This window comes from Ramlibacter sp., from assembly GCF_035548915.1.
Lineage (GTDB): Bacteria > Pseudomonadota > Gammaproteobacteria > Burkholderiales > Burkholderiaceae_C > Ramlibacter.
In genome coordinates, this window is the sequence record NZ_DASZSE010000044.1 from 1 (window position 1) to 26,621 (window position 26,621).

General features: G+C 68.0%; 30 protein-coding genes and 2 tRNA genes. 17 read left to right on the top strand and 15 right to left on the bottom strand.

The window, feature by feature from the left end; genetic code table 11:
• Nucleotides 1–219: 219 nt before the first annotated feature.
• Both VHA82_RS17950 and VHA82_RS17955 read right to left on the bottom strand, forming a co-directional pair.
• On the bottom strand, nt 220–936 hold the full coding sequence (locus VHA82_RS17950) for an SH3 domain-containing protein (RefSeq protein ID WP_325546280.1): 717 nt from the start codon (nt 934–936) through the stop codon (nt 220–222).
• A gap of 204 nt (nt 937–1,140) precedes the next feature.
• Nucleotides 1,141–2,049: an AEC family transporter gene (locus tag VHA82_RS17955; RefSeq protein WP_325546282.1), complete on the bottom strand. Its 909-nt coding sequence runs from the start codon at nt 2,047–2,049 to the stop codon at nt 1,141–1,143.
• A gap of 182 nt (nt 2,050–2,231) precedes the next feature.
• Here VHA82_RS17955 and VHA82_RS17960 point away from each other — a divergent pair, with 182 nt between their 5' ends.
• From VHA82_RS17960 to VHA82_RS17970, 3 genes are read left to right on the top strand one after another with little or no spacing between them, the layout of a single operon-like run.
• The gene (locus VHA82_RS17960; RefSeq protein ID WP_325546284.1) at nt 2,232–3,203 is read left to right on the top strand and encodes a tripartite tricarboxylate transporter substrate binding protein BugE; all 972 of its coding nucleotides are present in this window, start codon (nt 2,232–2,234) and stop codon (nt 3,201–3,203) included.
• On the top strand, nt 3,200–4,087 hold the full coding sequence (gene xerD / locus VHA82_RS17965; protein ID WP_325546286.1) for a site-specific tyrosine recombinase XerD: 888 nt from the start codon (nt 3,200–3,202) through the stop codon (nt 4,085–4,087). The genes VHA82_RS17960 and xerD overlap by 4 nt, the downstream gene beginning before the upstream one ends.
• A 59-nt stretch (nt 4,088–4,146) precedes the next feature.
• Complete coding sequence (locus VHA82_RS17970; protein ID WP_325546288.1) at nt 4,147–5,067, top strand: transglutaminase family protein; 921 nt, start codon at nt 4,147–4,149, stop codon at nt 5,065–5,067.
• Between the two features lie 30 nt (nt 5,068–5,097).
• Here VHA82_RS17970 and VHA82_RS17975 read toward each other — a convergent pair whose 3' ends face one another.
• The 10 genes from VHA82_RS17975 to VHA82_RS18020 form a co-directional block, all read right to left on the bottom strand.
• Nucleotides 5,098–5,472, bottom strand: a complete 375-nt coding sequence (locus tag VHA82_RS17975) for an RcnB family protein (protein WP_325546290.1) — start codon at nt 5,470–5,472, stop codon at nt 5,098–5,100.
• 100 nt (nt 5,473–5,572) lie between these two features.
• On the bottom strand, nt 5,573–5,716 hold the full coding sequence (locus VHA82_RS17980) for a hypothetical protein (protein WP_325546292.1): 144 nt from the start codon (nt 5,714–5,716) through the stop codon (nt 5,573–5,575).
• A gap of 8 nt (nt 5,717–5,724) precedes the next feature.
• A complete protein-coding gene (locus VHA82_RS17985) occupies nt 5,725–6,507 on the bottom strand; it encodes a 3-hydroxybutyrate dehydrogenase (protein ID WP_325546294.1) in 783 nt (260 codons plus the stop codon).
• Between the two features lie 88 nt (nt 6,508–6,595).
• Nucleotides 6,596–7,789: a patatin-like phospholipase family protein gene (locus VHA82_RS17990; RefSeq protein WP_414708671.1), complete on the bottom strand. Its 1,194-nt coding sequence runs from the start codon at nt 7,787–7,789 to the stop codon at nt 6,596–6,598.
• A complete protein-coding gene (locus VHA82_RS17995; RefSeq protein ID WP_325546296.1) occupies nt 7,750–7,992 on the bottom strand; it encodes a CsbD family protein in 243 nt (80 codons plus the stop codon). The genes VHA82_RS17990 and VHA82_RS17995 overlap by 40 nt, the downstream gene beginning before the upstream one ends.
• Nucleotides 7,989–8,333 carry a BON domain-containing protein gene (locus VHA82_RS18000; RefSeq protein WP_325546298.1) on the bottom strand — a complete coding sequence of 115 codons (345 nt, stop codon included), beginning with the start codon at nt 8,331–8,333 and terminating at the stop codon, nt 7,989–7,991. The genes VHA82_RS17995 and VHA82_RS18000 overlap by 4 nt, the downstream gene beginning before the upstream one ends.
• 96 nt (nt 8,334–8,429) lie before the next feature.
• Nucleotides 8,430–9,059, bottom strand: a complete 630-nt coding sequence (locus VHA82_RS18005) for a phospholipase D-like domain-containing protein (protein WP_325546300.1) — start codon at nt 9,057–9,059, stop codon at nt 8,430–8,432.
• Nucleotides 9,060–9,072: 13 nt separating this feature from the next.
• Nucleotides 9,073–9,897, bottom strand: a complete 825-nt coding sequence (locus VHA82_RS18010; RefSeq protein ID WP_325546301.1) for a response regulator — start codon at nt 9,895–9,897, stop codon at nt 9,073–9,075.
• Nucleotides 9,891–11,603, bottom strand: coding sequence for a hybrid sensor histidine kinase/response regulator (locus VHA82_RS18015; protein WP_325546302.1), 1,713 nt, complete (start codon nt 11,601–11,603; stop codon nt 9,891–9,893). Before VHA82_RS18015 ends, VHA82_RS18010 begins: the two co-directional genes overlap by 7 nt.
• Before the next feature lie 163 nt (nt 11,604–11,766).
• A complete protein-coding gene (locus VHA82_RS18020; protein WP_325546304.1) occupies nt 11,767–12,528 on the bottom strand; it encodes a Crp/Fnr family transcriptional regulator in 762 nt (253 codons plus the stop codon).
• A gap of 175 nt (nt 12,529–12,703) precedes the next feature.
• Between VHA82_RS18020 and VHA82_RS18025 the strand changes: the two genes are divergently transcribed.
• Entirely contained in the window at nt 12,704–12,853 is a 150-nt protein-coding gene (locus VHA82_RS18025) for a hypothetical protein (protein WP_325546306.1), read from the top strand.
• A gap of 4 nt (nt 12,854–12,857) precedes the next feature.
• Here the strand turns inward: VHA82_RS18025 and VHA82_RS18030 are convergent, their stop codons facing one another.
• On the bottom strand, nt 12,858–13,235 hold the full coding sequence (locus VHA82_RS18030) for a response regulator (protein ID WP_325546308.1): 378 nt from the start codon (nt 13,233–13,235) through the stop codon (nt 12,858–12,860).
• Nucleotides 13,236–13,438: 203 nt separating this feature from the next.
• On the opposite strand from VHA82_RS18030, the gene VHA82_RS18035 reads away from it, so the two are divergent.
• From VHA82_RS18035 to VHA82_RS18045, 3 genes are all read left to right on the top strand, one after another.
• Nucleotides 13,439–15,919, top strand: a complete 2,481-nt coding sequence (locus VHA82_RS18035) for a response regulator (protein ID WP_325546310.1) — start codon at nt 13,439–13,441, stop codon at nt 15,917–15,919.
• Nucleotides 15,920–15,990: 71 nt separating this feature from the next.
• Complete coding sequence (locus VHA82_RS18040) at nt 15,991–16,422, top strand: hypothetical protein (protein ID WP_325546312.1); 432 nt, start codon at nt 15,991–15,993, stop codon at nt 16,420–16,422.
• Between the two features lie 56 nt (nt 16,423–16,478).
• On the top strand, nt 16,479–17,033 hold the full coding sequence (locus tag VHA82_RS18045; RefSeq protein WP_325546314.1) for an inorganic diphosphatase: 555 nt from the start codon (nt 16,479–16,481) through the stop codon (nt 17,031–17,033).
• 13 nt (nt 17,034–17,046) lie between these two features.
• On the opposite strand, the gene VHA82_RS18050 is transcribed toward VHA82_RS18045, so the two are convergent.
• A complete protein-coding gene (locus tag VHA82_RS18050) occupies nt 17,047–18,525 on the bottom strand; it encodes a CHAD domain-containing protein (protein WP_325546317.1) in 1,479 nt (492 codons plus the stop codon).
• Between the two features lie 73 nt (nt 18,526–18,598).
• On the opposite strand from VHA82_RS18050, the gene VHA82_RS18055 reads away from it, so the two are divergent.
• A tRNA-Ala gene (locus tag VHA82_RS18055) sits at nt 18,599–18,674 on the top strand.
• 22 nt (nt 18,675–18,696) lie between these two features.
• Nucleotides 18,697–18,772 (top strand) — tRNA-Lys (locus tag VHA82_RS18060).
• Between the two features lie 144 nt (nt 18,773–18,916).
• Here VHA82_RS18060 and VHA82_RS18065 read toward each other — a convergent pair.
• Nucleotides 18,917–19,825, bottom strand: a complete 909-nt coding sequence (locus VHA82_RS18065) for an SMP-30/gluconolactonase/LRE family protein (protein WP_325546319.1) — start codon at nt 19,823–19,825, stop codon at nt 18,917–18,919.
• 107 nt (nt 19,826–19,932) lie between these two features.
• Here VHA82_RS18065 and VHA82_RS18070 point away from each other — a divergent pair, with 107 nt between their 5' ends.
• From VHA82_RS18070 to VHA82_RS18105, 8 genes are read left to right on the top strand one after another with little or no spacing between them, the layout of a single operon-like run.
• The gene (locus VHA82_RS18070) at nt 19,933–21,105 is read left to right on the top strand and encodes a mandelate racemase/muconate lactonizing enzyme family protein (protein ID WP_325546321.1); all 1,173 of its coding nucleotides are present in this window, start codon (nt 19,933–19,935) and stop codon (nt 21,103–21,105) included.
• 10 nt (nt 21,106–21,115) lie between these two features.
• Complete coding sequence (locus VHA82_RS18075) at nt 21,116–21,931, top strand: glucose 1-dehydrogenase (RefSeq protein WP_325546323.1); 816 nt, start codon at nt 21,116–21,118, stop codon at nt 21,929–21,931.
• Nucleotides 21,820–22,776: a glucose 1-dehydrogenase gene (locus tag VHA82_RS18080; protein WP_325546325.1), complete on the top strand. Its 957-nt coding sequence runs from the start codon at nt 21,820–21,822 to the stop codon at nt 22,774–22,776. The genes VHA82_RS18075 and VHA82_RS18080 overlap by 112 nt, the downstream gene beginning before the upstream one ends.
• A 16-nt stretch (nt 22,777–22,792) precedes the next feature.
• Complete coding sequence (locus VHA82_RS18085) at nt 22,793–23,674, top strand: 3-keto-5-aminohexanoate cleavage protein (RefSeq protein ID WP_325546327.1); 882 nt, start codon at nt 22,793–22,795, stop codon at nt 23,672–23,674.
• A gap of 15 nt (nt 23,675–23,689) precedes the next feature.
• Nucleotides 23,690–24,121 carry a GlcG/HbpS family heme-binding protein gene (locus VHA82_RS18090; RefSeq protein ID WP_325546329.1) on the top strand — a complete coding sequence of 144 codons (432 nt, stop codon included), beginning with the start codon at nt 23,690–23,692 and terminating at the stop codon, nt 24,119–24,121.
• Entirely contained in the window at nt 24,118–24,858 is a 741-nt protein-coding gene (locus VHA82_RS18095) for a GntR family transcriptional regulator (protein WP_325546332.1), read from the top strand. The genes VHA82_RS18090 and VHA82_RS18095 overlap by 4 nt, the downstream gene beginning before the upstream one ends.
• On the top strand, nt 24,855–25,736 hold the full coding sequence (locus tag VHA82_RS18100; RefSeq protein WP_325546334.1) for a sugar ABC transporter permease: 882 nt from the start codon (nt 24,855–24,857) through the stop codon (nt 25,734–25,736). Before VHA82_RS18095 ends, VHA82_RS18100 begins: the two co-directional genes overlap by 4 nt.
• The gene (locus VHA82_RS18105) at nt 25,736–26,584 is read left to right on the top strand and encodes a carbohydrate ABC transporter permease (RefSeq protein ID WP_325546337.1); all 849 of its coding nucleotides are present in this window, start codon (nt 25,736–25,738) and stop codon (nt 26,582–26,584) included. The genes VHA82_RS18100 and VHA82_RS18105 overlap by 1 nt, the downstream gene beginning before the upstream one ends.
• Nucleotides 26,585–26,621: the final 37 nt, after the last annotated feature.

Below are 26,621 nucleotides of genomic sequence, written 5' to 3' on the forward strand. Positions count from 1 at the left end.
GGTGCTCAGCCTCATGGCGGCCGCGATGCTCGCGAGCCTGGTGGCGCGCTGGATCGCGCGGCCGCTCTATCCGGCGCTCGCGGCGGCGCAGGTCGCCGCGCTGCGGCTCGATGCCAACGCGCGCGAGACGCAAGCGCCGGCGCGGGCTGGGGCGTGATTCGCGCCCGCGCCCGCGGCCGCGCCGTGACGCGCGCAGGCCGGGCAGGTCGAGCAGGGCGGTCAGTGCCGGTGGTCGCGGTCGTCACCGCCACGATGGCCATGCGGCCCGCCAGCGGGACCGCGGCCGCGGTTGGGCTGTGCGTGCTCGATCCGTGCGGCGGGCGGGCCGCCCATCACGTGCGTTTCCCGCTGCGCGCGCGGCGCAGGTGCGGCGCGCGCGGGTCTCTCCGGACCGCGCATGCCGAGGATCGCTTGCGGCGCGGGGGCGGGCGCGACGTGAGGCGCCTCGTGCCGCACGACCGGGCCGCGGTCGTGGTCGTTGCCGTGGTTGTGGCCGTGGTCGTGGTCGTGGTTGTAGTAGTAGCTCATCGACGGCGCCCGATGCTCGTAGCGGTGCCGCTGCGCATAGAACGGCCGGTGGGCGTAGTGCGCGGACCAGTAATCGTCCAGCGCGAAGCCGAGGATGCCCAGGCCGATCAGGCCCGCGACGTTCGGCAGCGCGACGTACGAGCCCTGATACGGATAGTTGAGGCTGCCGCCCCAGACCCAGCCGCGGTCGAGCCCCGCGATCACGTCGCACCACGTGTAGCCGGCGAGGCAACCCTGCACCGAGACCTGCATGCCCGCGGGCAGGGTCACGACAGGCGGATACATCGGATCCGGCCCGGCGCGCAGGGTGAGCGGGGTGGATGAGTAGGCGATCTGCTGGGCCTGTGCGGCGGGCACGAACGCGCCGAGAGACAAGGCGCTCGCGACCGCGAGGATGGTGGACTTCATACGGCTTCCCCTTCGAACGGGAGGCGCGGCACGCGACTGCCGGACCGCACGGCTCCCGCTCACCAATGTAGCGGCGGGGAGGCACCGCTCGATGTCAGCCGAGGCTGGCAGGGCGGGCAGGAGGAAGTCTCGCGGGGCACGGGATGGCATCTCCTGCCCATCCTCTTCAGGAACGGCCATTGCACCATCCAGTCGCCATCCCGTTCACGGCGCGAGCACGCCCAGCGCGAACGGAAGACTTGCCATCCCGAGCAGGGTCGAGAGCGTGACGAGCCCCGCGACGTAGCCGCCGTTGTAGCCCATCCGCGATGCGAGCACGTAGCAGCTCGACGCCGTGGGCAGCGCGGAAAAGGCGAGCAGCACCGTCGTCTGCGCGACATCCAGCCGCATGAGCAGCGCGAGCGCGAGTGCGACCAGCGGCAGCAGCAGGTGCCGGATCGCGAGCACCGACACCGTGAGCGACTTCGACCGCGCGAGCTGCGAAAACTGCATGCCCGCGCCGGCCGTCATGAGGCCGAGCGCGATGGACGCCGAGCCGATGCGATCCAGTGTCGGAGACATCCACGGGGGAACGCGCAGCCCCGCGAGATTCGTCGCGAGCCCGAGCGCCGTGGCGATCACGAGCGGGTTGCGCAAGAGCGCCTTCATGAATCCCGTCTGCGCGTGGCGGGCCATCGGCCAGACGGCCCCGATGTTGAACAGCGGCACGCACACGCCGATCAGGATCGCGATCAGCAGCAGCCCCTGCGCGCCCGCGAGCCGCTCCGCGATCGCGAGCGCGATGAATGAATTGAAGCGGAACGCGACCTGGGCGCTCGCCGCATGCTCGCGTGCATCGATGCGCTTCGAAAGGCCCGGAACGTACGGGATGGCATAGGCCATGGCGATGCCGATCACACCGAGCAGGAGCCCCGCGGCCATCAGCCGCCACGCCGTCGACAGATCGAGCGCACTGCGCGCGATCGACTGGAAAAGAAGCACCGGGAAGAGAAAGAAGTAGACGAGCACCTCCACTTGTTCCCACACGCTGCGCCCGAGCGCCGTGTAGCGGCACACGAGAAAGCCGCAGAGGATGAGCGAGAAGTCGGGCAGGAGCAGTTGCGCGAAGGCCACGGGCGCAAGGATAGCGAACGGCACCGCGCGAAGCCGGGGTGCCTGCCGTCAAAATGTGGGAATCCACAGCCAGCCGCACGTGAATCGGAACTAGCATCCGCGGGTCTTTCGACAAGGAAGCCGCGCAGTCCTTCCCCCCCCTCCCACCGACACCGACACCGACACCCAAGGAGAACCGTTCGATGAATCGCCGCTTCTGGCTCGCAGTCCCGGCCCTCGCGCTGGCCGCCTTCGCCACCTCCGCGTCCGCCGATGGCTACCCCGTCCGCCCGATCAGGCTCACCGTGCCGTTCGCCCCGGGCGGCACCACCGACATCATCGCGCGCGTGATCTCCGAATCGCTCGGCAGGAACCTCGGCCAGCCGGTCGTGGTGGAGAACAAGGCGGGCGGCGGGGGCGTCGTCGGCGCGACGGACACCGCGCATCAGGCGCCCGACGGCTACGTCATCGGCATGGCGACCGTTTCCACCGTCGCGGCCAATCCGGCGATCAACCCGAAGATCCCGTACAACCCGCTCACGGACTTCACGCCGATCGTGAACATCGCCGCAACGCCCAACGTGATCGCGGTGAACCCGGGATTTCCCGCGCGGGACTACAAGACATTCCTCGAGGTGCTGAAGCGCAATCCCGGCAAGTACTCGTTCTCGTCCTCCGGCACGGGCGGCATCGGCCACCTGCAGATGGAGCTCTACAAGAGCCTTTCGGGCACGTTCGTCACGCACATTCCGTATCGCGGCGCGGGCCCCGCCCTCAACGACACCGTCGCGGGCCAGGTGCCGATGATCTTCGACAACCTGCCTTCGGCGCTGCCCTTCATCAAGGAAAACCGTCTCGTGCCCATCGTGGTGGCCGCGCCCGCGCGCGTGAAGGACCTGCCCAATGTGCCCACCTTCCAGGAAGTGGGCCTCGAGCCCGTGAACCGCATGGCCTTCTACGGCCTGTACGGGCCCAAGGGCATGCCGAAGGACGTGGTCGCGAAAATCCACGACGCGGTGATCAAGTCGCTGCAGGACCCGGCGGTGAGAAAGCGCATCGAAGACACGGGCTCGATCGTCATCGGCAACACGCCGGAGCAGTTCGCCCAGCAGATTCGCGAGGAGTACGCGGTGTATAAGAAGGTCGTGGCAACCGCGCATCTTTCCCTGGATTGAGCTCCGACGATTCGATCGACGCATTCATCGACGCCCTCTGGCTGGAAGAGGGCCTCGCGAAGAACACCCTGGCGGCGTACCGGCGCGACCTCGCGCTGTACGGCCGCTGGCTGTCCGCGAGGGGCAAGGCGCTCGCGCAAAGCGGCGAGGACGACCTGCTCGGCTACTTCGCCGCGCGCCACGCGGACACGAAATCCACTTCGGCCAACCGGCGCCTCACGGTCTTCAAGCGGTTCTTCCGCTGGGCGCTGCGCGAGCGCATCGTCGAGGCCGATCCCACGCTCAAGCTGCAGTCGGCCAGGCAGCCGCTGCGCGTGCCCAAGACCCTGACCGAAGCGCAAGTCGAAGCGCTGCTCGCGGCGCCCGACCCCGCCACTCCCCTCGGACTTCGCGACCGCGCGATGATCGAGCTCATGTACGCGAGCGGCCTGCGGGTGAGCGAGCTCGTCACGCTCAAGACCTTCAACGTGAGCCTGAACGAGAACGTGCTGCGCGTCGTCGGCAAAGGCGGCAAGGAGAGGCTCGTTCCTTTCGGAATCGTGGCGCGCGACTGGCTGCAGCGCTACCTCGCATCGAGCCGCCCCGCGATCCTCGCGGGACAGCAGACCGAGGACCTCTTCGTCACGGCGCACGGCCACGGCATGACGCGCGCGATGTTCTGGGTGATCGTGAAGCGCTGCGCGGTGCGCGCGGGCATCGCGTCGCCGATTTCTCCGCACACGCTGCGCCATGCGTTCGCCACGCACCTCCTCAATCACGGCGCGGACCTGCGCGCGGTGCAGATGCTCCTCGGTCACGCCGACATCTCCACCACCACGATCTACACGCACATCGCGCGCGAGCGGCTGAAGCAGCTGCATGCGGCGCATCATCCGCGCGGATGATCCGACCCCGCGCGGGGCATGATCCACCACGCGCCGGCCGCGGCGCGCACAATGGGTGAATGGCGAATTCCCTCGACGCGGCCCCGGCTGCCCGCGCGGCACCGATCCGGCTGCGCTACAAGGCCGATCTGCTTTACGAAGTGCGCAGCGACGTGTGCGATTTCATCTTCAACGTGCAGGCGACGCGCACCGAGCAGCAGCGCGTGGTCTCGGAGACGCTCGGGATCGCCCCCGAGCAGCCGGTGCATGCGTACACGGACCCGGCGACGCACGCGCGGTACTTTCGCCTGCGCACCCGCCCCGGCGCGCTGCAGGTGAGCTGCGAAGCGGTGGTCGACCTGACGCATCGGCGCGCCGCGGCGTCGTCGCTCGGGGAGGTGCCCATCTCGGAATTGCCTGCCTCGGTGCTGCCCTATCTCTACCCGAGCCGCTATTGCGAGTCGGATCGACTGCACCGCTTCGCTTTCGCGGAGTTCGGCGCCTTGCGCCAGGGCTACGAACGCGTCCTCGTGATCCGCGACTGGGTGCGGCGCCACGTCGCGTTTCTCTCCAACAGCTCCGACGGCAACACGTCGGCGTGCGACACGCTGGTCACGAAGCAGGGCGTCTGCCGCGACTTCGCGCACCTGATGATCGCGCTTTGCCGCGCCGTCAACATTCCCTCGCGCTTCGCGACCGGGATCGACTACGGCGCCGACCCGGCGCTCGGGCCGCCGGATTTCCACGCCTATGTTGAGGTGTACGTCGGTGGCGCGTGGTATCTGTTCGATCCTTCGGGCACCGCGATTCCGATGGGGTTCATTCGCCTTGCCACGGGACGCGACGCGGCGGACGCCGCCTTCGCGTCCATCTTCGGCAGCGTGGAGTGGAAGACGCCGGTCATCGAAATCGAAGCGATCGCCGGCGCCGACGGCGTGCGGCGCATCCCCGAGCATTGCGAGGATGCGTTGTCCACCGACGCGGGGCCGGCCGATGCATGAGCGGCCCGGCGGGTCCGGGCACGCCCGCCGTCAATGGTTCAGCAGCAGCTGCAGGATCACCCCGGTGGCGACCGCCGCGAGAACGTAGTCTCCGCCCGTCTGCACCCAGTGGTAGCCGCGGGGCGGCGCGCTCAGGTGATGGCCGCGCCAGTCGTCCACGACGTAGGTCCTGTTGCGGTATTCGGCGGGCAGGCGGTCGCCGCGGTGGAATTCGTGATCGGGCCCGGCGCCGCGCTCGTCCCTCGGGGGAGCGCGATGCTGCTGTGGCGGGTGGGCGCGGGCCCGGTGCGACGTGTTGCGGCCGTCGCCGTGCCGTTGGTCGTCGCGGCCGGCCTGGGCATAGGCGGTCCCTCCGAAGGCAAGGGGCAGCACCAGCAGGGCGCACAGGATCGGGTTTCTATTCATGACGAACTCCATCGAGAGGAAAAGCCCTCTTGTGATTCCAGCATGGCGCCACGCGCCGTGCCGGTCTGTACGGCGCCGCACCGAGCGGCAATATATTTGTTCAAATCGAGAACAGCCACCCGCCGACGGCCGGCCATCCGAGCCAGGCCGTGAGCGCGAGGAGGGCGAGCGTGCCGACGACGAAGCACGCGCCGAGCGAATCTTCGATGTGCCAGGCTTCCAGCTGCGGTTCGGGCGGTTTCATGGGGCGGGCTACTGCATGAACCAGCCGTGGCTCACCACCAGGGACTGGCCCGTGAGCGCGCTGGTCGGAAACGCGGCGAAGAGCAGCGCCACGCGGGCGACGTCGTCGGTCGTGGTGAATTCGCCGTCCACCGTTTCCTTGAGCATCACGTTGCGGATCACCTCATCCTCGCTGATGCCGAGCGTCTTCGCCTGCTCGGGAATCTGCTTTTCCACGAGCGGCGTGCGCACGAACCCGGGGCAGATCACGTTCGCGCGCACCTTGTGCTTCGCGCCTTCCTTGGCGACGGTCTTGCAAAGGCCGATGAGCCCATGCTTGGCCGTCACGTAGGGCGCCTTCAGGAGCGATGCTTCCTTCGAATGCACCGACCCCATGTAGATCACCGAGCCGCCGCGCCCCTGCGCGTACATGTGCTTCAGGCACGCCCGGGTCGTGAGGAACGCGCCGTCCAGGTGAATGGCCAGCATCTTCTTCCATTCGGCGAAGGTGAAGTCCTCCACCGGATGCACGATCTGGATGCCCGCGTTGCTCACGAGGACGTCGATGCCGCCGAACGAGGAGGCCGCCAGATCGACCGCCGCGTTCACCTGGTCTTCGTTCGTGACGTCCACGGCGACGCCGAGCGCTCGCCCGCCGCTCGCATTCAACTCGGCGGCGGTTGCGTCGGCCGCCTCCTTGTTCATGTCGGCGATGACGACCTTCGCGCCTTCGCGCGCATAGACGATCGCGATTTCCTTGCCGATGCCGCTGGCCGAGCCGGTGACGAAGGCGACCTTGTCCTGGAGTTGCATGGGAATGCTCCTTGTGATGATTGCGCGGGAAAGTGGAATGGGGCGGCGCCCGGGCCGGGCGCCCGAGGCATGGCGCGGGCGTCGTGCTTCACGACCCGCCTTCGGCCTGCGGCGCCGGATGCCGCACACGCCCGGGGCCGGGCTGCGCGAGGTCGAACGTGGTCACTCCGTTTTCCGTGGCGCTTCGCAGCCACTCCGGATGGGCGATGGTGTTGCGCATGTCGCGGACGCCGGCGTTCCAGTGCTCCTCGACCATGCCGCGCGAGAACTCGTAGTCCTTGGAGTCGAGCTCGTAGGGCTTGTCGCGATAGATGAGGTGCACGATGTCGATCGGCTCGCACTTCATCTGCTGTCTCAAGGCGACGATGCTCGCGTCGGAACGCCGCCGCGCCGGCAGCTCGGCGATCAGGTCCGCCACGGCCTGCTGCAAGTTGACGTGGGTCGCCGCGGCATCGGTATTCATGCGCGTGCGGCTCGAATACGTGATGTCCTTCTGGCGCTCGATCACTTCCGACAGCGTGCGCGGCATCGAACCGCGCGCGCTGAACAGGTCCACCTGGAGGATCACGAGCCGCCGGTTGCGCTCGTACGAGTCCAGCACGTACTGCAGCGGCGTGTTCGAAAGCAGGCCGCCGTCCCAGTAGTCCTGGCCGTCGATGTGCACGGGCGGAAAGCCGGGCGGCAGCGCGCCGCTTGCCATGATGTGCTCGACCCCGATGCGCTGCGTGGCGTTGTCGAAATAGATCGAGTTGCCCGAGCGGACGTTCACCGCGCCGACGCTCAGGCGCATCTCGCGCCGGTTGATGCGGTCGAAGTCGACCAGCCGCTCGAGCGTCGCCTTGAGCGGCGCCGTGTCGTAGAAGCTGAGCAGCGGCGCGGCGCCGCCCATGAGCAGCGACAGGTCCGCGCGCGGCCGGAAGAATCCGGGAATGCCCGCGAGCATCGCCGCGGCGGCGCTCCACTGGTTGAGCACCGCCCGATCGCCCCAGTGCAGCGGGACGTTCTGCGCGGGGCCGGAAGACACTTCGCGCCAGAATTCACGCAGGCGATCCACCCGCTGGCCGGGCGCGTTGCCGGCGATCAGGGCGGCGTTCACTGCGCCGATGGATACGCCCGCGACCCAGTCGAGGCGGTTGTCGCTCTCGAGAAGCGCCTCGTACACACCCGCCTGATAGGCGCCCAGCGCGCCGCCGCCTTGCAGCACCAGCGCCTTCGCGGCGCCGGTCATCGGCACGGGGCGCTTCAGTCTTTTTCCGTCGGCCGGCTTTGTTCCGGAGGGCATGCGTCCATCACCTTGTTCTCCCATTGCGTGACCTGATGCTCGGCCTCTTCCTTCGCGATGCCGTAGCGCTCCTGAATCTTGCCAGAGAGCTGCTCGCGATGGCCGGCGATCAGCTCGAGGTCGTTGTCGGTCAACTTGCCCCACTGCTGCCGGGCGTGCCCGGTCACCTGCTTCCAGTTGCCCTTGATGCGGTCCCAGTTCATCTTTCGTTCCTCTTCACGATGCGCAGGTGGTTGCTGACCGTCCTCACGCCGTCGGTGGCGCGCGCGATCGACACGGCACGCTCCGCTTCGTCCCTGCTGCGGACGCTGCCGCTCAGCGTCACGGTGCCCCTGCCGCGCGTATCGACCTTGACGCGCGCGAGGCTGCCGGGCCTTTCCTCGGCCAGCCGGGCCTTGATCTTCGTCGTGATGAACGAGTCCTTGACGAATGCCTTGGGGTGTGCACGATCGCCGTCGCCGCCGTTCGATTCGGCGGCGTGGAGGGCGAGCGGCGCAAGCAATGCTCCGATGACGAAACAGGCCGATGCGATCTTGATTTTCATGAATGACTTTCGTGTGTCGGTGATGACGCAGCACATGATGCTCGCGGGCTCGCACCTCGTCTGTGCGCCGGCGCGCATAGTACCTCGCGCCGCCGCTCAGAGGAGAGGACCCCACAAGCGAGCGCCGAGTTCCTTCAGCTTCGACTCGAGGGGCCTGCGCTGCCATGCCTCGAGCTCGATGGCATCGGAGGCGGCGATGTCCTTCTCGTACGCGGCCTGCATCTGCTGCCCGAACTCGCGCCCGAGAATCACCGCGTTGATCTCGTCGTTGTCGATCGCGCTGCGCCAGTCGAGGTTGCTCGAGCCGACGCACGACCAGACTCCGTCGACGATCGCGTCCGCGGCCTGTTCGCCATGCCGGATCGAGGAGCCGCTCGAGTAGACGTTGCTGATGTTGATGCCGCCCAGGAAGGCGATGGCCCCGTCGACCACGAGCAGCTTGCGGTGGTCGCGGTGGTTGGGCGCCCAGCCCTTCTTCAGGTTGAGCGGACTCACCGGATTGAATTCCACCACCTGCACGCCGGCCTGCGCGAGGCGCTCGAAGAACTGCCTGTCGGTGGCGAACGCGCCGACGCTGTCGTAGATCGCATTCACCTGCACGCCGCTTGCCTGCCGCTCGAGCAGCGCCTGCGCGAATTGCTGGCCGATCTCGCCGTCCTCGATGATGTACGACTCGATGTCGATCGCGAGGCCGATCGCGGCCGCCAGCCTGACTGCAACTTTCATCGGGCGGCTCCGGTCATGCCTCGCCCCGCAGTTCCATTCCGATGCCGCGATAGCCGATGAACTGGCAGGTGCGGCTGAACATCGGCTCGCCGCTCACCTGGAACTTCTGTTCGGTGCCGTCGGCGTTGCGGCGGCTGAAGACGAAATCGAGGAAAGGCTCGCGCGCCGCGATCGCGGCCCGCAGCGATGCGCGCTCGGATTCGTTCCACCCCGCGACTTCGTTGTCGCGCTCGCGCGAGACGAGCCCGTCCACCCGGATGCCCAGCATCTCCAGGACCGGACCGGACACCTTCGTGAAGGCGCCGCTCTCGTCCTGCTCCCAGTACCAGTCGCACGCGAGTTCGGTCAGGCTGCGATAGCGCGCCTCGCTCTCGCGCAGCTGTGCGGTGCGTTCCTCCACGGCGGCTTCCAGCCCCAGGCTGTACTCCTGCAGTCGCGCGTGGAGCAGCCGCACTTCCACCATGTTGCGGATGCGCGTCTTCACCTCCACCAGCTCGAACGGTTTGCCGATGAAGTCCCTCGCGCCCGCCTGCAGCGCGCGCAGCTTGTGGCCGGGCTGCGCGGTGATCACGAGCACCGGCAGCCACGGGTCGGTCTCGTTGGTCTTGAGCGCTTCGATCAGCTGGAAGCCGTCCATGCCCGGCATTTGCAGGTCCACGAGGATCAGGTCGAAGCGTTCCCGGCGATGCAAGGCGCACACTTCCAGCGGATTCATCGTGGAGGCGACGTTCGTGTAGCCCGACTGGCGCAGGACCTCCTCCAGCAGCGTGACGTTCGTCGGCTGGTCGTCGACGACGAGGATGCGCGCCGCGAGGATCGCCGCCTCGGCGATCAACATGGGGATTCCCCGAGCGGGAGTCCGCGGCCGCCGCCCGGATTCGCGAGCGCCGCGTCGAGCGCCAGCATGAATTTGCCGACGACGATCGGCTTGGTGACGTAGTTGAAGAAGCCCGCGACGAGGGCGCGCTCGATGTCGCGCGGCACGGCGTTGGCGCTGAGCGCGATCACGGGAATGTGCGCCGTTGCCGGATCGGCCGCGAGCACCTCGAGCGCTTCGAGCCCGCTCATGCCGCCCGGCAGGTTGATGTCCATCAGGATCACCTCGGGCAGGTAGGCCCGGGCGTACTGGATGCCCAGCGGCGCGTCGGGCGCGCTCAGCAGGCGCAGGTCGCCGCGCCGCGAGATGAGCTGGCTCACCAGCTCGAGATTGGCGGGATTGTCCTCGACGTAGAGCACCGTTCGAAGCGCCGCGCCCGGGCTGGCGGCGCGCGCGGGTTCGGCTTCGCCGGCTGTCGCGAGGCTCGCGAGCGGAGCCTGCGCCTGCGCGAACTCGACCCAGAAGACGCTGCCTTCGCCCGGCGTGCTTTCCACGCCGATCGAGCCGCCCATCAGGTCCACCAGGCGCTTGGACACGACCAGCCCGATGCCGCTGCCTTCCTCGGCCTCGGTCTGCTTGCCCAGGCGGTTGAACGGCTGGAACAGCTGGCCCAGCTGCGCGGCCTGCAGGCCCATGCCGGTGTCGCGGATGCTGATGCGGGTGGTTCCCGCGCTGCCCGTGCCGGCATCGATGCCGACCGTGCCGTTCGGGCGGTTGTACTTCACGGCGTTGAAAAGAAGGTTGATCAGCACCTGCTTCAGGCGGGTGCGGTCGGCCTGGATGAATTGCCTGGCGTCGATGCGCGGCGACGCCATGCCGATGCCGCGCGAGCCGGCCTGCGGCTCGATCATCGCGTGGCATTCCGCGATGATCTCCGCGAGCGACACGGGCTCGTTGGACAGCGTGAGCTTGCCCGACTCGATGAGCGCGAGGTCCAGGATCTCGTTGATCAGGTCCAGCAGATACCAGCCGGCCTTCAGGATCTGGTCGACGCCGCGCTTTTGCGTCGCCGTCGGCGGCGGCGCGCCGGTGTCGATCAGCTGCGCGAAGCCGAGGATGGCGTTCAGCGGCGTTCGCAGCTCGTGGCTCATGCCCGAGAGGAAATCGGACTTGGCGCGATTGGCGGTTTCGGCGGCGGCCACCGCTTCCTTCAGAAGCGACTCCGCGCGCTTTCGCGCCGAATTGTCGGTGCCGATCAGCAGATACCCGATGACCTGCCCGTCGCGCCCGCGCAGCGCGGTGATCGACACGATCGCCGGGATGCGGCTGCCGTCCTTGCACACGTAGGTGAGCTCGTGGATGTCCTCGATCTCCCGCGATGCCTTGAAGGCGAGCGCCTCGAAGCCCGGCGCGATCGCGGTGCCCATTTCCAGGCTGAGCGCCTCGGCGCGCTCGCGCACTTCATCGGGGTCGTGCAGATCGCTCGGGGTCAGCCGGTCGACCACTTCGAAGGCGCGGTAGCCGAGCATGCGTTCCGCGCCGCGGTTGAAAAGCTGCACGACGCCTTTCTCGTCCGTCGCGATGATCGAGAAGCTGGCGCTGGTGAGGATCGCCCGTTCGAGCGCTCCTTCCTTCAGGCGCACGACGGTGGAGGGCGGCTCGCGCGCGCCATCGGCTTCGCGCGCGTCGTCGCCCACGGCCTCGAGGGCGCCTCGTTGATGGGACATGGTTCACTTCCGGGTAGGAACAAGCGCACCGCATCTGCTGCGGCTGCCGGCCACCGACGGACTGAAGGGATGGGAAATGCGCGCCTGTTGCGGCAACCCTAAACCGACTCGCCCGCGCCGTATGTGCGGTAGCGAACCGACGGCGCCTCGCGCGCCCCGTCGCTCATGGATCGCGCCGCGCCGCGGCGGAGGCGAACACCTCGGGCACAACGCGCGGGATGTCGTTCATGAGCCGCTCGTATTCCAGCTTCACGACGCCATAGCACTCGCAGACGGTCGCTTCGAGCCCGGCGCGATCCAGCACGTCGATGTGTCCGCGCCGGTAGCGGATGAGCCCCGCGCGCTGCAGGTGGCCCGCGGCTTCGGTGATGCCCTCCCGGCGCACGCCCAGCATCCCGGCGATCAGCTCCTGCGTCATGTGCAGCGAGCTGCCCGAAGTCCGGTCGAGCGTGAGGAGCAGGGCGCGGCACAACTGCTGCTCGACGGCGTGGTGGCGGTTGCACACGGCCGTCTGCGCCATTTGCGTGAGAAGAGACTGCGTGTAGCGCAGCAGCAGGCGCATCACCGGCCCGCCGCGGTTGAATTCGGCCTGCAGCAGCGCGGCGTCCAGGCGATAGGCGTGGCCCGCGCCGCGCGCAACCGCCCGGCTCGGCGTCGTATCGCCTCCCATGAACAGGGAGATGCCGACGATGCCCTCGTTGCCGACGACGCCGATTTCCGCGGCGGCGCCGTCCGCGAGCACGTACATGATCGAGATGACGGACGTCGTCGGAAAATAGACGTGCCGCATGCGGCCGCCGGATTCGCTCAGCACTTTGCCGAGGGGCATCTCGACGAGTTCGAGGCTTGCCGCGACGCGCTGGTATTCGGCTTCGGGAAAAACCGCGAGGAGGTGGTTCTGGGAGGTGGTGTGGGGCGAATGCACCGGGCATTGTCGCCTGTCCCGGCCGGCAATCGTGCGCGGAGCCACGGTCCGCTTGCGCGGGGCCGCGGAACCATGGCTCATCGGTAGCGTCCGACACCCCGACGCGCGGATGTCGCAGCCCGGGACGCGCGCGGCTCCGACGGCCTCGCGCAACCGTCCGGGCACCATCAGCCGGATGAAAATACTCAGCTACCTCCATCTGGTGCTCGCCCAGGCGTTCTACCGCTGGGCCATGAGCGAGATCGACCCCACGCATCCGGACGTTCCGCGCATCATGATGCGGCAACGGGAGTTGTCCGACCGCGCCAGGCGCCTCTTTGCCTGAGCCGTCAGGCCGTCGCGGTTGCCTGCTCGATGACGGCCACGAGTTCGGCCAGCCGTGCGCGCTTCGATACGCCGCGACGGCCGCCGACCACGCCCTGCAGGTCGCGCGTTTCCTCCGGCGAGACGAGCGCGGAGAGATACACCACCGGAATCTTCCTGGTGAGCGCGTCGGCCGCCAGCGCGGCCGCCACGTCGCCGCCGCTCATGGCGGGCATGTCGATGTCGCAGACGATCACGTCCGGCTGCTGCGCTCGGGCGAGCGCCACGCCCGCATGCGGCTCCTGCACGGTGAGGACCTCGTAGCGCGTGCCCAGCTTCGATCCGAGGTAACGCAGGACGACGGCGTCGTCGTCGATCAATAGAACCTTGGTGCGCTTGGCCATGAAGAGCTTCGAGAGTCGCGGTGGGGTGGGGCAATGGGTGAGACGATGGGGTGGGGCATTGTCACGCAACTTTTCGCGCGATGGGGCGCATGGCCGCGCCGCGCGGAGACGAGCGGCAGGAAATGGACGACCGGACGGTCTCGCTTCCCACACGAAACCGCCGCATCCCAACATAATTTGAATCGCGCAACGCTCGTACATTCGTGGACGCGCCCACCACCATCACGCAGCCCGCCACCGAAGAGCTCCCGCGGCGAGGCACCGGCATCGATCTGCGCGGCGATTTCGTGCAAGCCCATGGGGCACGCGTGTTCCTCGTCCTCTGCGCGGTGGGCGGGCTCTTCCTGCTGCCGTTCGCGCTCAACAACTTCGTTCAGGACCGCGCGGTGCTCGGCGTCGCGAGCCTGCTGGTGGTGGTCGGCCTGCTGGGCAATGCGTACGCGATCGCGCGGCACCGCAAGCCCGCGTTCCCGGTGGTCCTCATCTTCGGACCCGCGCTCGTCGCGCTCGGCCTGGCGATGTACGAGCAAGGCCTCGTGGGCATCCTCTGGTGCTACGCCGCGATCCTGCTCATCCATTTCGTGCTGCCGCGCGGGCCCGCCAACCTCTTCAACGGCGCGATCGTGCTCATGGCTATTCCGGCGGCGTGGTTCCACCTGGGGCCTCAGGTGACTGCGCGCGTCGGCGTGACGCTGGCGCTCACCATGCTCTTCACGAACATCTTCTCCTCGATCACCGACGCGCAGCGCAGGAAGGAAGCGCAGCAACGCCAGCGGCTCGACCTGCTCGTGCGCGGCACGAACGCCGGCTCGCTCGAGTGGGAGGCCAACGGCAAGGTGCTCTATTCGCAGCGCCTGCGGGCGCTGCTGGGCCTGCCGCTCGAAGGCGACTCGAGCCGGTGGCAATTCACCGACTTCGTGCACCCCGACGACCGCGAACGCATCGGCGCGCACATCCGCGCGGTGTTCGATGCGCGCGCGCGGCCGCACAGCGTGATCCATCAGCCGCCCGACGACCTGAGGCTCCTGCGCGTGTCCGGCCACGCGATCTGGGTCCACACGGAAGGCATCGCCGTGATGGACGGCCGCGGCCGCACGCAGGCCTTCATCTGCACATTCATGGACATCTCCGAGCACGTGAACGCGCAGCAGGCGCTCCTCGAATCGCACGAGCGCATGCGCGAGCAGGCGCGCCAGCTCGAGCGGCAAAACGAGCAGCTGCGCGAGGCGATCCGCGTGCGCGAGGAAGTCGAACGCATCGCGCGGCACGACCTGAAGACGCCGCTCGCCTCGATCGCCTCCGTGCCGCGGCTCCTGCGCGAATCGGGGCCGCTCGCCGCGCGCGAGGAGGAGCTCCTCGCGATGGTGGAAAACGCCGCGCTGCGCGTGCTGAGCATGGTGAACCTCTCACTCGACCTCTACCGCATGGAGCAGGGCACCTACCGCCTGCGTGCCGAGCCGGTGGACCTGGGCGGACTCGTGCGCACGGTGGCGCGCGAGCTTCGAGGGCATGCGGACTCCAAGCGCATCGCGTTTCGCGTCGAGGCGCCGCGCGAGCCGCTCCTCGGCAAGGGGGAGGAGCTGCTTTGCTACTCCATCCTCGCCAACCTCATGAAGAACGCGCTGGAAGCGTCGCCGGAAGGCGGCAGCGTCACGGTGCGGCTGCAGCGTCACCGGTATGCGACCGACACGGTGATGCTCACGATCCACAACGCCGGCGCCGTGCCCGAGGCCGTGCGCGAGAACTTCTTCCAGAAGTACGCGAGCCACGGCAAGCCGGGCGGCACGGGGCTCGGTGCCTATTCCGCGCGGCTCATGGCGCAGGTGCAAAGCGGCGACCTGCAGATGTCCACCGGCGAATCGGAAGGCACGACGCTTGCGCTGTGGCTGCCGCTCTGGCCCGCCTCGGCGCCCGCGGCGCCTGTGCCGGGCGCACCGAGCCGGCCGGCCGTTTCCGCGCGCGAGGAGACGATGCCGGGCATCCCGATGCCGGCGGAGCCGGCCGAAGCGCAGACGCGCGCGCTCCTCGTCGATGATGACCCGTACAACATCCTCGTGCTCAGAAGCCTGCTGCCCGCGCGCGTGAGCGTGGACGAGGCGGTGAATGGCCGGGCCGCGCTCGAGTGCGTGGCGCGTGCGCGCCCCGACATCGTCTTCCTCGATCTGCAGATGCCCGTGATGGGCGGGCCGGAGACGATCCGGCGGATTCGCGAGCTGCAGCGCGAGCGCGGCCAGGTGCCGAGCGTGATCGTTGCATTCTCCGCGTGGGACGACGAAGCGACGCGGAGGCAGTGCGAGGAGGCCGGGTTCGACCACTACCTCGTGAAACCCGCCACGCGCGAGGAAGTGCTGGCGGTGGTGCGCGGCGAGTCGCTTTCCTGCGCGGCCGATGCGGGCGACTCCATCGACGACGATCCGGGCGCGCTGCTGCCCGAATTCATCGCGTCGCGCCGCGTGCTGATGGGACAGCTGCGCGAGGCCGCCGAGCGCGGCGACCGCAACGCCGTGCGCGCGGCCGCACACATGCTCGCGGGCAGCCTCGGCATGTACGGCTTCGAGGCGGCGGGCGAGCTCAGCCGCGAGATTTCAGTGCAGGCGCAAGCGCGCGAACTGGACTGGCTGCAGCAGCGGTGCGCGGAACTCGCCGAGCGATTCGAGCGGGACCAGGTGCAGGCGCACGCGTAGGGTGCGTTCGGCTCGTCATCAAGCCGACACGCTCGGCGCGGACGATCCCCGGGCGGAGGATGCGGCAAACGATGAAGCGAAGAATCCGCGCGGCCGCCGCCGCGGCGCTGGCCGTGCCCACGTGTGCGCTGGCCTGCGCGTCGAGCGTCGAGGAGGTTGCCGCGCTGCTCGGGGAGAAGCGCCTGCCGCAGGCGTGGGTCGAGACGTCGATGGCCGACGGCAAACCGCTCGTGATGTCGCTCGCGCAACGCGACGGCGTGCTCTTCATGCAGTTCTACAAGACCCACGAAGGGCTCTGGGCGCAGGGCCCGGTGGCGGTGTGCGCGAGCAACGACGAGGTCGTGGCCGAGATCGCGCCGGGGCGCGTCGCGCTCGGTCCGGCCGCGCACTGGCTGCTGCGTCAGGCGCTTGCGAACGGCGCGCGCTTTCGGCTCGCCAGGCTCGGCCGGCGGTTGCGCGTGGCAACCACCGGCTGGAGCGGAATCTTCGCGCCGGCCGAGTAGGCGAGCAGGCGCCGCGTTCACGGCACGGCCGCGCAGGCGTGTGCTATCAACGGGGCATGGCTGCCTTGGCACCGCTCGATCGCCTGCCCGCGTTCGATCGCGAAGGGCGCTTGCGCGTCGTGATCGAAGCGAGCGCGGCAACGCGCACCAAACTCAAGTACGAGCCGCGCCTGCGCGCGTTCGAGCTGCACCTGATGCTGCCGGTGGGCAGCGCCTTTCCCACGGATTTCGGCTTCATTCCTTCCACGCGCGGTGGCGACGGCGACCCACTCGATGCACTGGTCTTCGCGGACGAGCCGCTCGCACCGGGCATCGTCGTGCCGTGCCACGTGCTGGGTGTGATCGAGGCCGAGCAGACAAGCGCCGCGAACGCGAAGCCGGTGCGCAACGACCGCTTCATCGCGGTGGCCGCCGCTTCACACCGGTTCGGTCACTGGCGTTCGCTCGAGGACGTGCCCGGGAAGGTGCTGTGCGAACTGGAAGCGTTCTTCGTGTCGTACAACGCGCAGCGAGGTGTGAAGTTCACGCCGCTCGGGCGAAAGGACGCGGCCGCGGCGCGGCGGGCATTGAAGCGATCGGCCGGGGCGGGATCGTCAAGGAGGAAGCGGTGACGCTGACGGTGGATCAGCGCCAGAACGGCCGCACCTCAGCGCGGAAGCGCCGGCATGCCTTCTCGCATTCGGCGAGCGCGGCGCGCCGGTTCGCCTGCAGCCAGCCGACCGCGAACCACGCGGGTGCTTCGATCGCGGTGCGCTCGTTCCACGCCGAAAGCGCGGTGATCGTGTCCTGATACTCGCCCAGCGCGTCCTGCAGCGGCTTGATCGTTTCGAGGAAGTCCTCGACCTGCGTGCGCCGGTACAGCGTGCCAACGAAATCCGCGAGATAGCGCAGGTGCTTCAACCGCTTGCGCAGCGCGTGCTGCCCTTCGAGCGGAAGCGCCGCAAAATCCTTCGTGCCCTTGCGCACGCGGCGATGGAGTTTCTTCAAGCGCGCTTCGATCAGCGCGTGAAGCGCGTGTGGATCGGCCGCAGGCAACTCGCCGTCGGTGCAGAGGTTGCCGAGCACGTGCAGCAGCACGGACTGCAACCGGCCCTCGCGCACAGTGGCCCCCGGGTCCGGCGGGTCGCTTCGCGGCACGTGCAGGCGGCCGGACGGCGCGCCGTCGGCCTCCATCTGCCGGATGAGGCGCGGCTCGACGTAGGTGCTGTCGCGGTAGGCGCCCAGCGCGCGGAACGCATCCTTGAGCACCTGGATCTCCGCGGGCGAGCAGAACGGCGCCAGCGTCTGGAATTCGCGCAGCGCCGTGCGCAGGCGGCGCAGGCCGACGCGCATCTGGTGGACGTGCTCGTCGGCGTACGCATCGGCGGCGATCGCGCTCGCGTTGCCCAGCACCTGGCTCAACGCGGAGCCGACGACCGCGCGTGCGACGGCGGGCACGTCCATGTTCGCGTCGAGTTCGGGTGCCTCGAAGCCGGTGGGCTCGATGCGCTCTTCGGCCGCCGCGAGACGCCGGCCCCGCATCGACTTCGTGACCGTGTCGAGCCAGAGGCCGTGCTGTTCGCACCAGCGCTGCGCGAGTTCGATGGCCGATGCACGGCTGCCTTGCTTCAGTTCCAGTTCGAGTTCGGCGATGTCCTCGTGACGGCGCCCCGCGATCACGCGGCCCGTATCGAGCGCGAGTTCGACGGTGGTGGTGCCGACCGTGAGCAGTCGCGTGGTGCGCGAAATGTCGGTGCGGAATTGTTCGCCGAGCGAAGCGTCCGCCTTGGCGCCGAGGCCGCCCAGGGCATCGGCGAGCAGCTTGCCCGCATCGGTGCCCTTGTGCCGGGCGAGGCGGATGCGGGCATCCTCGCCCTCTGCCAGCACGACTTCGTGTTCGAGGCGATCGAGCATGCCGTCGCCCGGCGCCTTCACGGTCTGCACCCAGTGTCGGCCTTCCTGGCGCAGGCGCAGCACGACTTGGCGCGCGGCGAGCTTGCCGTCTTCGGTGTCGAAGTAGCGTGCTCGCAGGCGCTCGTCGCGCGATTCGCCGCGGCGCACGGCGGCCTGCACGGCGGCGAGCCTGTCGCCGGGGACGTTCAGCTTGATCTCGAATTCGCTCACGGCGCGAAGCGTAGCAGGGTCGCGTGCCGGCCGATCGGAAGCTTTCCAATTCGGCTACAATGGCAATCCTTTCGGGGGTGTAGCTCAGCTGGGAGAGCGTCGCGTTCGCAATGCGAAGGTCAGGAGTTCGATCCTCCTCATCTCCACCAAAGGCTTCCGGTTTTCAGATGTGGGTTCTTAGCTCAGTTGGTAGAGCAGCGGACTCTTAATCCGTAGGTCGTAGGTTCGAATCCTACAGGACCCACCACTTCAAACCTGTCCTTCCCGAAGAGATACGTGACTGAACGTACCTGAGACATGGGTGACATCCTCGCGCCGAACGCGTTGTCGAGGGGTTGCAATGTCCTGGTTGCGAAAGGCATCAGCGAAAGCATGAAATGAGCCTTGCCATTCAGCTCCAAGCCAGCTCCAAGCCAGCCCGAGGCCAATCGAGCGCGATCAAACGTCCACTGGATGAGAGTGTCACGTAGGCGGTCCGCCGGTCCGGTCCACCGAAGCAGATATTTGTAGTGAACAGGTCGGGCAGCGGCGTGTGGTCGATTCGCTTTCCGTCCGGCGCGATCGTCGTGATGCCGCCATTGAACAGCGTCGCGACGCAGATGTTGCCGTCGGCCTCGACGGCAAGCGAATCGAAAAGCTGGTAACCCGGCAGGCCCGCCACCAACGTGCCGCCATTGGGCGACGGGAACGGCTTGCGATCGATCTCACCCGGCGCGCGAACGGCGAAGGCCCACAGCCGGCCGGTTGCTGTCTCTGCCACATATAGGACGCAGCCGTCGGGTGACAGCCCGATCCCGTTGGGCGTCATCATGGGATGGATCACTTCGCGGATCTCGCTGCCGTCGATGCGCGCGTAGTAGACGCCGCCCTGGTCCATGTCGCGCTCGCGGCGCTTGCCCAAGTCCGTGAACCAGAAGCCTCCCGCGCTGTCGAACACGATGTCGTTCGGCCCGCGCAGCGGTCCGTTGGGCGACTCGCGATACAGCACGCTCCATTCGCCGGTGACCGGATCGACACGCTCGATTCTTCCGCCGCCGTAGGCCATCGACTGGCGACCAGGGCGCACGCCATGCTCATCGCGATGCCACTCGAACCCGCCGTTGTTGCAGACATAGACGGCACCATCGGGCCCGATCGCCGCGCCGTTGGGCCCGCCGCCCAGATGCGCAACGACTTGCTTCTCGCCTGAAGGCCGCACGCGCGTCACGTTACCGTGCTGGATCTCGACCAGCAGGATCGACCCGTCCTTCATTGCGATGGGCCCTTCGGGGAACCCCAGTCCTTCAGCCAGAATTTTCACGATCGTCCTTCGCCCGCAGGGAACACGCGCTTGCCGCGCGGCGTTGAATACTCTAGTATGGTACTCGCGTCCGGTTCGCGGACCCTCGCGGAGGCAGGAGAAATTTCGTGAAGATCGAGCAAGTCCAGAGTCTCCATTGCGATGCGGGATGGAGGACATTCTCCTTCCTGAAGGTGACCACCGATGACGGTCTCGTGGGCTGGTCGGAGTACACCGAGGGTGACGGCAGCCGCGGCCTGACGTCGGTGATCCACGGCATGGCCGAGGGCCTGATCGGGATGGACCCGCGCCCCGTGCAGGCGATCGCGTCGCTCCTCTACATCCGCCACCAGCAAGCGGCGAGCGGCGTCAACCAGCGCGCGATGGCGGCGATCGAGAACGCACTGCTCGACATCAAGGGCAAGGCGCTCGGCGTGCCGGTCTACGAATTGTTCGGCGGGCCGATTCGCACCCGGTTGCCGGTCTACTGGTCGCACTGCGGCACCTACCGCGTTCGAAACCATCGCGACGTCGGAACGCCGCAGGCGATGACCTATGACGACATCTCGGCACTCGGCGCTCATGTGAAGACGCGCGGCTTCAAGGGCCTCAAAACCAACATCCTGGACTTCGACGGCACGCGGCTGGTGGGTTTCGGTCCCGGCGCCGGGCGCACGCCGGGCTGGCCGGAACTGAACGTCGATCGCAGGGCGCTGAAGGCGGTGCGCGATACACTCGCCGCGTTTCGCGCCGGGGCCGGCCCGGAGATGGACCTGTATCTGGACGTCAACTATCACTTCAAGACCGAGGGACTGCTGAAGGTTGCGAAGGCCGTCGAACCCTACGACCTCGCGTGGCTGGAATTCGACACGTGGGACCCGCGCGCGCTAGCCTTGATTCGCAGTCGCGCGCCATGTCCTGTCGCCTCGTCCGAGTCGGTGTCGGGCCGGCGCGGCTATCGCCCGTTCCTCGACGCCTACGCATCGGACGTCGTCATCGTCGACGTGCTGTGGAACGGCATGCTCGAGTCGATGAAGGTTGCCTCGATGGCCGAGAGCTACGAGGTCAACGTCGCACCGCACAACTACTACGGCCACCTCGCCACCGCGATCAGCGCTCACTTCTGCGCGGTGGCGCCGAACTTTCGGGTGATGGAGGTTGACGTCGACAGTGCGAGCTGGCGCGACGAGCTGTTCGTGAACGCACCGGTCATCGACAACGGCGACTTGCTGCTGCCCACCGGGCCCGGCTGGGGCGTGGAGGTGAACGAAGCGGCTGTGCGCGCCCATCCCCCGAAGTAAGGTTGGATCGATGATGGACTTCACAGGCAAGGTTGCATTGATCACCGGCGGCGGCGGCGACATCGGCCGGGCTGCGGCGCTCGCCTTCGCAGCGCATGGCGCGAGAGTCGTGGTCGTGGACATCGACGAGGAAGCCGGCCTCGCCTGCACGAATGCGATCGAGGAGCACGGCGGCGATGCCCGCTTCGTGCGCGCCGACGTCGCGCGCTCCGACGACGTGCGGCGCTACGTGCAGGCTTCGCTCGATGCCTACGGCGCCATCGACTGCTTCTTCAACAACGCGGGAGTCGAGGGTGCCATCGCGCCGACGCAGGACTATGACGAGGCGATGTTCGATCGCGTGATCGGCATCAACCTGAAGGGCGTGTTCCTCGGCTTGCGCCATGTCCTGCCGGTGATGCTGCGACAAGGGGGCGGCACCGTCGTGAACACGGCATCGATCACCGCGATCTTCGGCGGTGCCGGCATGCCCGCCTATGTCGCCTCCAAGCACGGCGTCCTGGGCCTGACCAAGGCAGCGGCGGCCGATGTCGCGCGAATGGGCGTGCGCGTGAACGCCATCTGCCCCGGTCCCGTGGAGACGCGGATGATGCGTTCGATCGAGACGCAGCGCAACCCGGCCGACCCCGTCGCGATGGGCGTGGCCATCCGTGCCGGCATCCCCACCGGCGCCTACAGCACGCCGCTCGAAATCGCGAACGCGGTCCTGTACCTGTGCTCGCCGCTCTCCGGCAACGTCACCGGAACCCATTTGATGCTCGATGGCGGCCGCACGGCCACGGGTGGCGCGCCATCGCCGAACCGAATCCAGGAGAACATGAAATGAAAGCTCTCGAAGGCAAGGTCGCGGTGATCGTCGGCGGCACCAGCGGCATCGGCGCGCGCACGGCGGAAGTCTTCGTCGAGGAAGGCGCGACCGTGGTGATCGCGGGCCGTCGCAGCGACGCCGGCGAAGCGTTGGCAAGCAAGCTGGGCGGCGCGGCAAGCTTCGTGAAGACCGACGCGGCGAGCGAGACGGAGTTGAAGGACCTGATCGACGGGACGGCCCAACGTTTCGGCCGCATCGACTGCCTCTTCAACAACGCGGGGTACGGTATTCCCCAGCGCAGCATCGCCGACCTGGACATCGCCGAGTTCGATGCGCAGATGGCTGTCATCGTACGCGCCGTGGTACTGGGCATGAAATTCGTCGCGCCGGTCATGCTGCGCCAGCGCTCCGGCTGCATCCTCAACACGGGCAGCATCGCCGCGCATCGCTCGGGGCTGAGTTCGCAGACCTATTCGCTTGCCAAGGCGGCGGTCGTGCACGCGACGCGTTGCGTGGCAGCCGAACTCGGCGAGCACAACATCCGTGTCAACAGCATCTCGCCCGGTGCCATCGTGACCGGCGTGTTCGCCAAGGGCGTCGGCGTCGATCCCAATACCGCAGACCGGCACCTCGAGACCGTGACCAGGCACTTCGCCAATGCGCAGCCGATCCCGCGCGCCGGCATGCCGCAGGACATCGCCCAGGCTGCGCTGTTCCTCGCGTCCGACTCCGGCAGCTTCATCAACGGCGTCGACCTCGTGGTGGATGGAGGCGTGATCACCGGCAACCGTTTCTCCGCGGGCATCCAGGCGCGGCGCGATTTGGTTGCCGCAGTGAAGGCCGAGATCGACTCGGCCGGCTGAGCGAAAGGCAACGACAGTGTCCAACAAGATCATCGTCACGTGCGCCGTCACCGGCAGCGGGGAAGGCTTCCGCACCAATCCCGCGGTGCCGATCACGCCGGAGCAGATCGCGCGGGCCGCGCTCGAAGCCGAAAGCGCCGGCGCCTCCATCGCGCACCTGCACGTGCGCGACCCCGAGACCGGCAAGGGATCCGGCCGCGTGGATCTGTACCAAGACGTCGTGGAACGAATTCGTGGCGCTCGGTCGCAACTGATTCTCGAGTTGTCGTGCGGGCGCGGCGGCACCTATGCGTTCGACGCGGCCAAGCTGGGTGTTGCCGGCGAAGGATCGACGTTGCTCGCCGCGGCCGAGCGCGTGGCGCACGTCGAACTATTGCGCCCCGAGCTGTGCAGCCTGGACGTCGGCTCGATGAACTTCGAAAAGCTCGTCTACATGAACGCGCCGAGCGAGTTGCGCGAAATGGCGCGGCGCATCCGCGCGGCGGGCACGCGGCCCGACCTCGAAGTGTTCGAGCTCGGGCACATCGAATTCGGCAAGCAGTTGATCCGGGAAGGACTTGTGGAGACGCCCGCCTTGTTCCAGGTCGTGCTGGGCGCGCGCTGGGGCGCGCCGGCGACGCTATCGACGATGCTGGCGATGAAGGACTCGCTCGCGGGCCTGCACTGGTCGATCGCCGATCTGGGCTCCGGTCACCCGCATCGCACGATCTCGCAAGGTGCACTTCTGGGTGGCAGCGTGCGCGTCGGCCTCGAAGACAGCATCTACATCGAGCCGGGCGTGCTGGCCAGCAGCAACGCGCAACAGGTCGAGCAGGCTGTCACGCAGATGCGCCACCTGGGCTACGAAGTCGCCACGCCGCGCGAGGCGCGCGACATGCTCGGCCTGAAGGGGCCCTGACTTTGGGAGACAGCGATGCCGCGCCAGATGTGGACCCTCACCCAGTCGGACGCCAGCTTCCTCGTCGATCGTGCGATCGAGGCGGCTGCGGGGATGGGTGTGCGTGTCACGGTTGTCGTGGTGGAGGCGAGCGGCGTCCCCCTTGCGCTGCTCCGCATGGACGACACCAAGCCCGCGAGCGTCCACGTTGCGCAGGCCAAGGCGTGGACCGCCGCGTTGTTCCAGCGGCCCAGTGGCGACTACGGCCCCACCACCGCACCGGGCGCCATTGCCTACGGTCTGCCGAATGCATTTCCCGGCTGGATGGTCCCGCTGATCGGTGGCCAGCCGATCGTCGCGGCCGGAGTGTGCATTGGCGGCATCGGTGTGAGCGGCGCGACGGGCGAGCAGGACGACGGCATCGCTCAGGCCGCAACGGCCGCGTTCGCGCAGCGGGCGGTGGCATGAAGAGCAAGAAACTCACCGTGGTCCGCACACCGGACAAGCTGGGCGACATGGGACTCGCATCGCCGCGCTCGTCGCTGTCGTCGGTCGACTCCGCCGCGCAGCATATCCAGCAGGAGTTGCGGCGCGCGATCGTGACGCTGGAACTGCCTCCGGGTGCGCACCTGTCGGAGAACGAAGTCGCGTTGCGCTTCGGCGTCTCGCGCCAGCCGGCGCGCGAGGCGATGATCGCGCTCGCCAAGCTCGGTCTCGTGCGCGTCGTGCCGCAACGCGGAACGGTCGTGGTGAAGATCTCGGCGCGGCAGGTGATGCAGGTGCGCTTCACGCGCGAGGCGATCGAGACGGCGATCGTGCGCCAGGCCTGCGCGCGCTTCGACCCGATGTTCCGCGCCAGCATCGACACCATCCTCGCGGCGCAGCGCAAGGCGGCGAAGGACGGCGACTTCGTCACCTTCCAGCTGCACGACGAGCGTTTCCATGCAGCGCTCGCCGCCGGCGCCGATGCCGAGCTGGCGTGGCAGGCCGTCATCGACATCAAGGCCCACATGGACCGCGTCTGCCACCTGACGCTGCTGGACCAGAAGACGGTGCTCGGGCTGATCGCGCAGCACGAGACCATCCTGGCCGCCATCGATGCGCACGATGCGGACGCAGCCGACCGCGCCATGCGCCGCCACCTGACCGAAGTCCTTCGCTCGCTGCCGAAGGTGCTCGTGGATCGCGCGGACCTGTTCGAATGAGAAACGCCGGCATCGACAGTTTCTTCGACCGGCATTTCGCGCGGGTCACGGTGCTGCCCACGTTCGCGATGATGCTGTGCGTCTTCGGCCTGCCGCTCCTGTTCTCGCTCTACCTGGGCTTCAACTCGTGGGGCCTGGAGCAGTCCCTCTTCGCGGGCAAATTCGTCGGCCTTGCCAACTACGACGATGTGGTGAGCAACCCCGTGTTCCAGAAGGCGACGCTGATCACCTTTGGCTATACGGCCGCCACCGTGGCGGCACAGATGCTGCTCGGGCTCGGGATCGCGCTGCTGCTGAACGTGGACCTGCCAGGCATGCGCGTGTTCCGCAGCGTGCTGATCGTGCCGATGATGATGACGCCGATCGTCGGCGCGCTGTGCTGGAAGCTGCTGCTCGACCCGAGCCACGGCATCCTGAACCAGTGGATCGGCGCGGAGGTCGTGTGGCTCGGCCGCCCCGACACGGCGATCTACGCGATCTGGCTGGTCGGCGTCTGGCAGAACACCATCTACGTCACGATCATCGTGCTGGCCGGGCTGCGTTCGCTGCCGAGCGAGCCGCTCGAGGCGGCCGCGATCGACGGCGCCGGCCGCCTCGCGACCTTCTGGTTCATCACGCTGCCGATGCTGCGGCCCTACCTGCTGGTGGCCCTGCTGCTGCGCACGATCTTCGAGTTCCGCGCCTTCGACAACATCTATGCGATGACGGGCGGCGGCCCGGCGAACAGCACGATGGTCCTCTCGATGTACACCTACCTCACGACGTTCGTGCAGTTCGACTTCGGTTTCGGCGCGGCAGCGGCCTGGCTGATGCTGCTGATGTCGCTCGTGATGTGCGTGCTGTTCATCATCGTGATCCGCCGCCGGGAGGCGCTCTGATGGCCGCCGTGACCGGTTCCGCACGCGCGCGCAAGCTGGAGTCGGCGCTGATCTATGCCGCGCTTGCGATCCTCGCGTTCGCATTCCTGTTCCCGGTGCTCTGGGTGTTCGGCCTGTCGCTCAAGACGCGCTCCCAGGTGTTCGCGTCGCCGCCGCTCTACCTGTGGTGGCCGACGTTCGAGAACTACGCCGCGGTGCTCGTGCGCGCGGACTTCGTGCGCGCCTTCACCAACACGATGATCGTGTCGACCAGCGCCGTGCTGCTGTCGCTCGCGGTCGGCGCACCGGCCGCGTATGCGTTTGCGCGCTTTCCGTTCCGCGGCCGCTCGGCGCTGTTCTTCGCCCTGCTCGTGATGCGCATGCTGCCGCCGATCGCCGTGCTGGTGCCGATGTACCTGCTGTTCCACAAGATGGGGCTTGCGACCACGCGGCTGAGCGTCGTGCTGGCGTACACGACCTTCAGCCTGCCGCTGGTGGTGTGGATCATGCGCGGCTACTTCGAGGACTTGCCGGTCGAACTGGAGGAGAGCGCGTGGATCGACGGGGCCAGCCGCTTCGCCGCGTTCCGCTTCGTCATCCTGCCGCTGGCCCGGCCGGGGCTGGTGGCGGCCAGCATCCTGTGCCTGCAGCTGGCGTGGAACGACTTCCTGTTCGCCGCCGTGCTGACCAACAACGCCACGCAGACGCTGCCCGTGATGATGGCGGCCTTCAACGCGGGCGAGTCCGGCATGGACTGGGGCGGACTCACGGCATCGGGAATGCTGGTCACCCTGCCTGTGGTCCTCTTTTCATTCCTGGCTCAGCGCCACCTCGTGGCGGGCCTGTCGTCGGGAGCGGTCAAGGGCTGAACGCGCGGAGCGGCCCCTGACCTTTCAGCAAGTCGGT

Coding starts and splice junctions, on each gene's coding strand:
- VHA82_RS18090 (WP_325546329.1), top strand. CDS start 23,690: ATGCCGCGCCAGATGTGGACCCTCACCCAGTCGGACGCCAGCTTCCTC.
- VHA82_RS18025 (WP_325546306.1), top strand. CDS start 12,704: ATGAAAATACTCAGCTACCTCCATCTGGTGCTCGCCCAGGCGTTCTAC.
- VHA82_RS18045 (WP_325546314.1), top strand. CDS start 16,479: ATGGCTGCCTTGGCACCGCTCGATCGCCTGCCCGCGTTCGATCGCGAA.
- VHA82_RS17975 (WP_325546290.1), bottom strand. CDS start 5,472: ATGAATAGAAACCCGATCCTGTGCGCCCTGCTGGTGCTGCCCCTTGCC.
- VHA82_RS17980 (WP_325546292.1), bottom strand. CDS start 5,716: ATGAAACCGCCCGAACCGCAGCTGGAAGCCTGGCACATCGAAGATTCG.
- VHA82_RS18100 (WP_325546334.1), top strand. CDS start 24,855: ATGAGAAACGCCGGCATCGACAGTTTCTTCGACCGGCATTTCGCGCGG.
- VHA82_RS17985 (WP_325546294.1), bottom strand. CDS start 6,507: ATGCAACTCCAGGACAAGGTCGCCTTCGTCACCGGCTCGGCCAGCGGC.
- VHA82_RS18000 (WP_325546298.1), bottom strand. CDS start 8,333: ATGAAAATCAAGATCGCATCGGCCTGTTTCGTCATCGGAGCATTGCTT.
- VHA82_RS17990 (WP_414708671.1), bottom strand. CDS start 7,789: ATGCCCTCCGGAACAAAGCCGGCCGACGGAAAAAGACTGAAGCGCCCC.
- VHA82_RS18040 (WP_325546312.1), top strand. CDS start 15,991: ATGAAGCGAAGAATCCGCGCGGCCGCCGCCGCGGCGCTGGCCGTGCCC.
- VHA82_RS18010 (WP_325546301.1), bottom strand. CDS start 9,897: ATGTTGATCGCCGAGGCGGCGATCCTCGCGGCGCGCATCCTCGTCGTC.
- VHA82_RS17995 (WP_325546296.1), bottom strand. CDS start 7,992: ATGAACTGGGACCGCATCAAGGGCAACTGGAAGCAGGTGACCGGGCAC.
- VHA82_RS18095 (WP_325546332.1), top strand. CDS start 24,118: ATGAAGAGCAAGAAACTCACCGTGGTCCGCACACCGGACAAGCTGGGC.
- VHA82_RS18075 (WP_325546323.1), top strand. CDS start 21,116: ATGATGGACTTCACAGGCAAGGTTGCATTGATCACCGGCGGCGGCGGC.
- VHA82_RS17950 (WP_325546280.1), bottom strand. CDS start 936: ATGAAGTCCACCATCCTCGCGGTCGCGAGCGCCTTGTCTCTCGGCGCG.
- VHA82_RS18030 (WP_325546308.1), bottom strand. CDS start 13,235: ATGGCCAAGCGCACCAAGGTTCTATTGATCGACGACGACGCCGTCGTC.
- VHA82_RS17970 (WP_325546288.1), top strand. CDS start 4,147: ATGGCGAATTCCCTCGACGCGGCCCCGGCTGCCCGCGCGGCACCGATC.
- VHA82_RS18005 (WP_325546300.1), bottom strand. CDS start 9,059: ATGAAAGTTGCAGTCAGGCTGGCGGCCGCGATCGGCCTCGCGATCGAC.
- VHA82_RS17960 (WP_325546284.1), top strand. CDS start 2,232: ATGAATCGCCGCTTCTGGCTCGCAGTCCCGGCCCTCGCGCTGGCCGCC.
- VHA82_RS18105 (WP_325546337.1), top strand. CDS start 25,736: ATGGCCGCCGTGACCGGTTCCGCACGCGCGCGCAAGCTGGAGTCGGCG.
- VHA82_RS18015 (WP_325546302.1), bottom strand. CDS start 11,603: ATGTCCCATCAACGAGGCGCCCTCGAGGCCGTGGGCGACGACGCGCGC.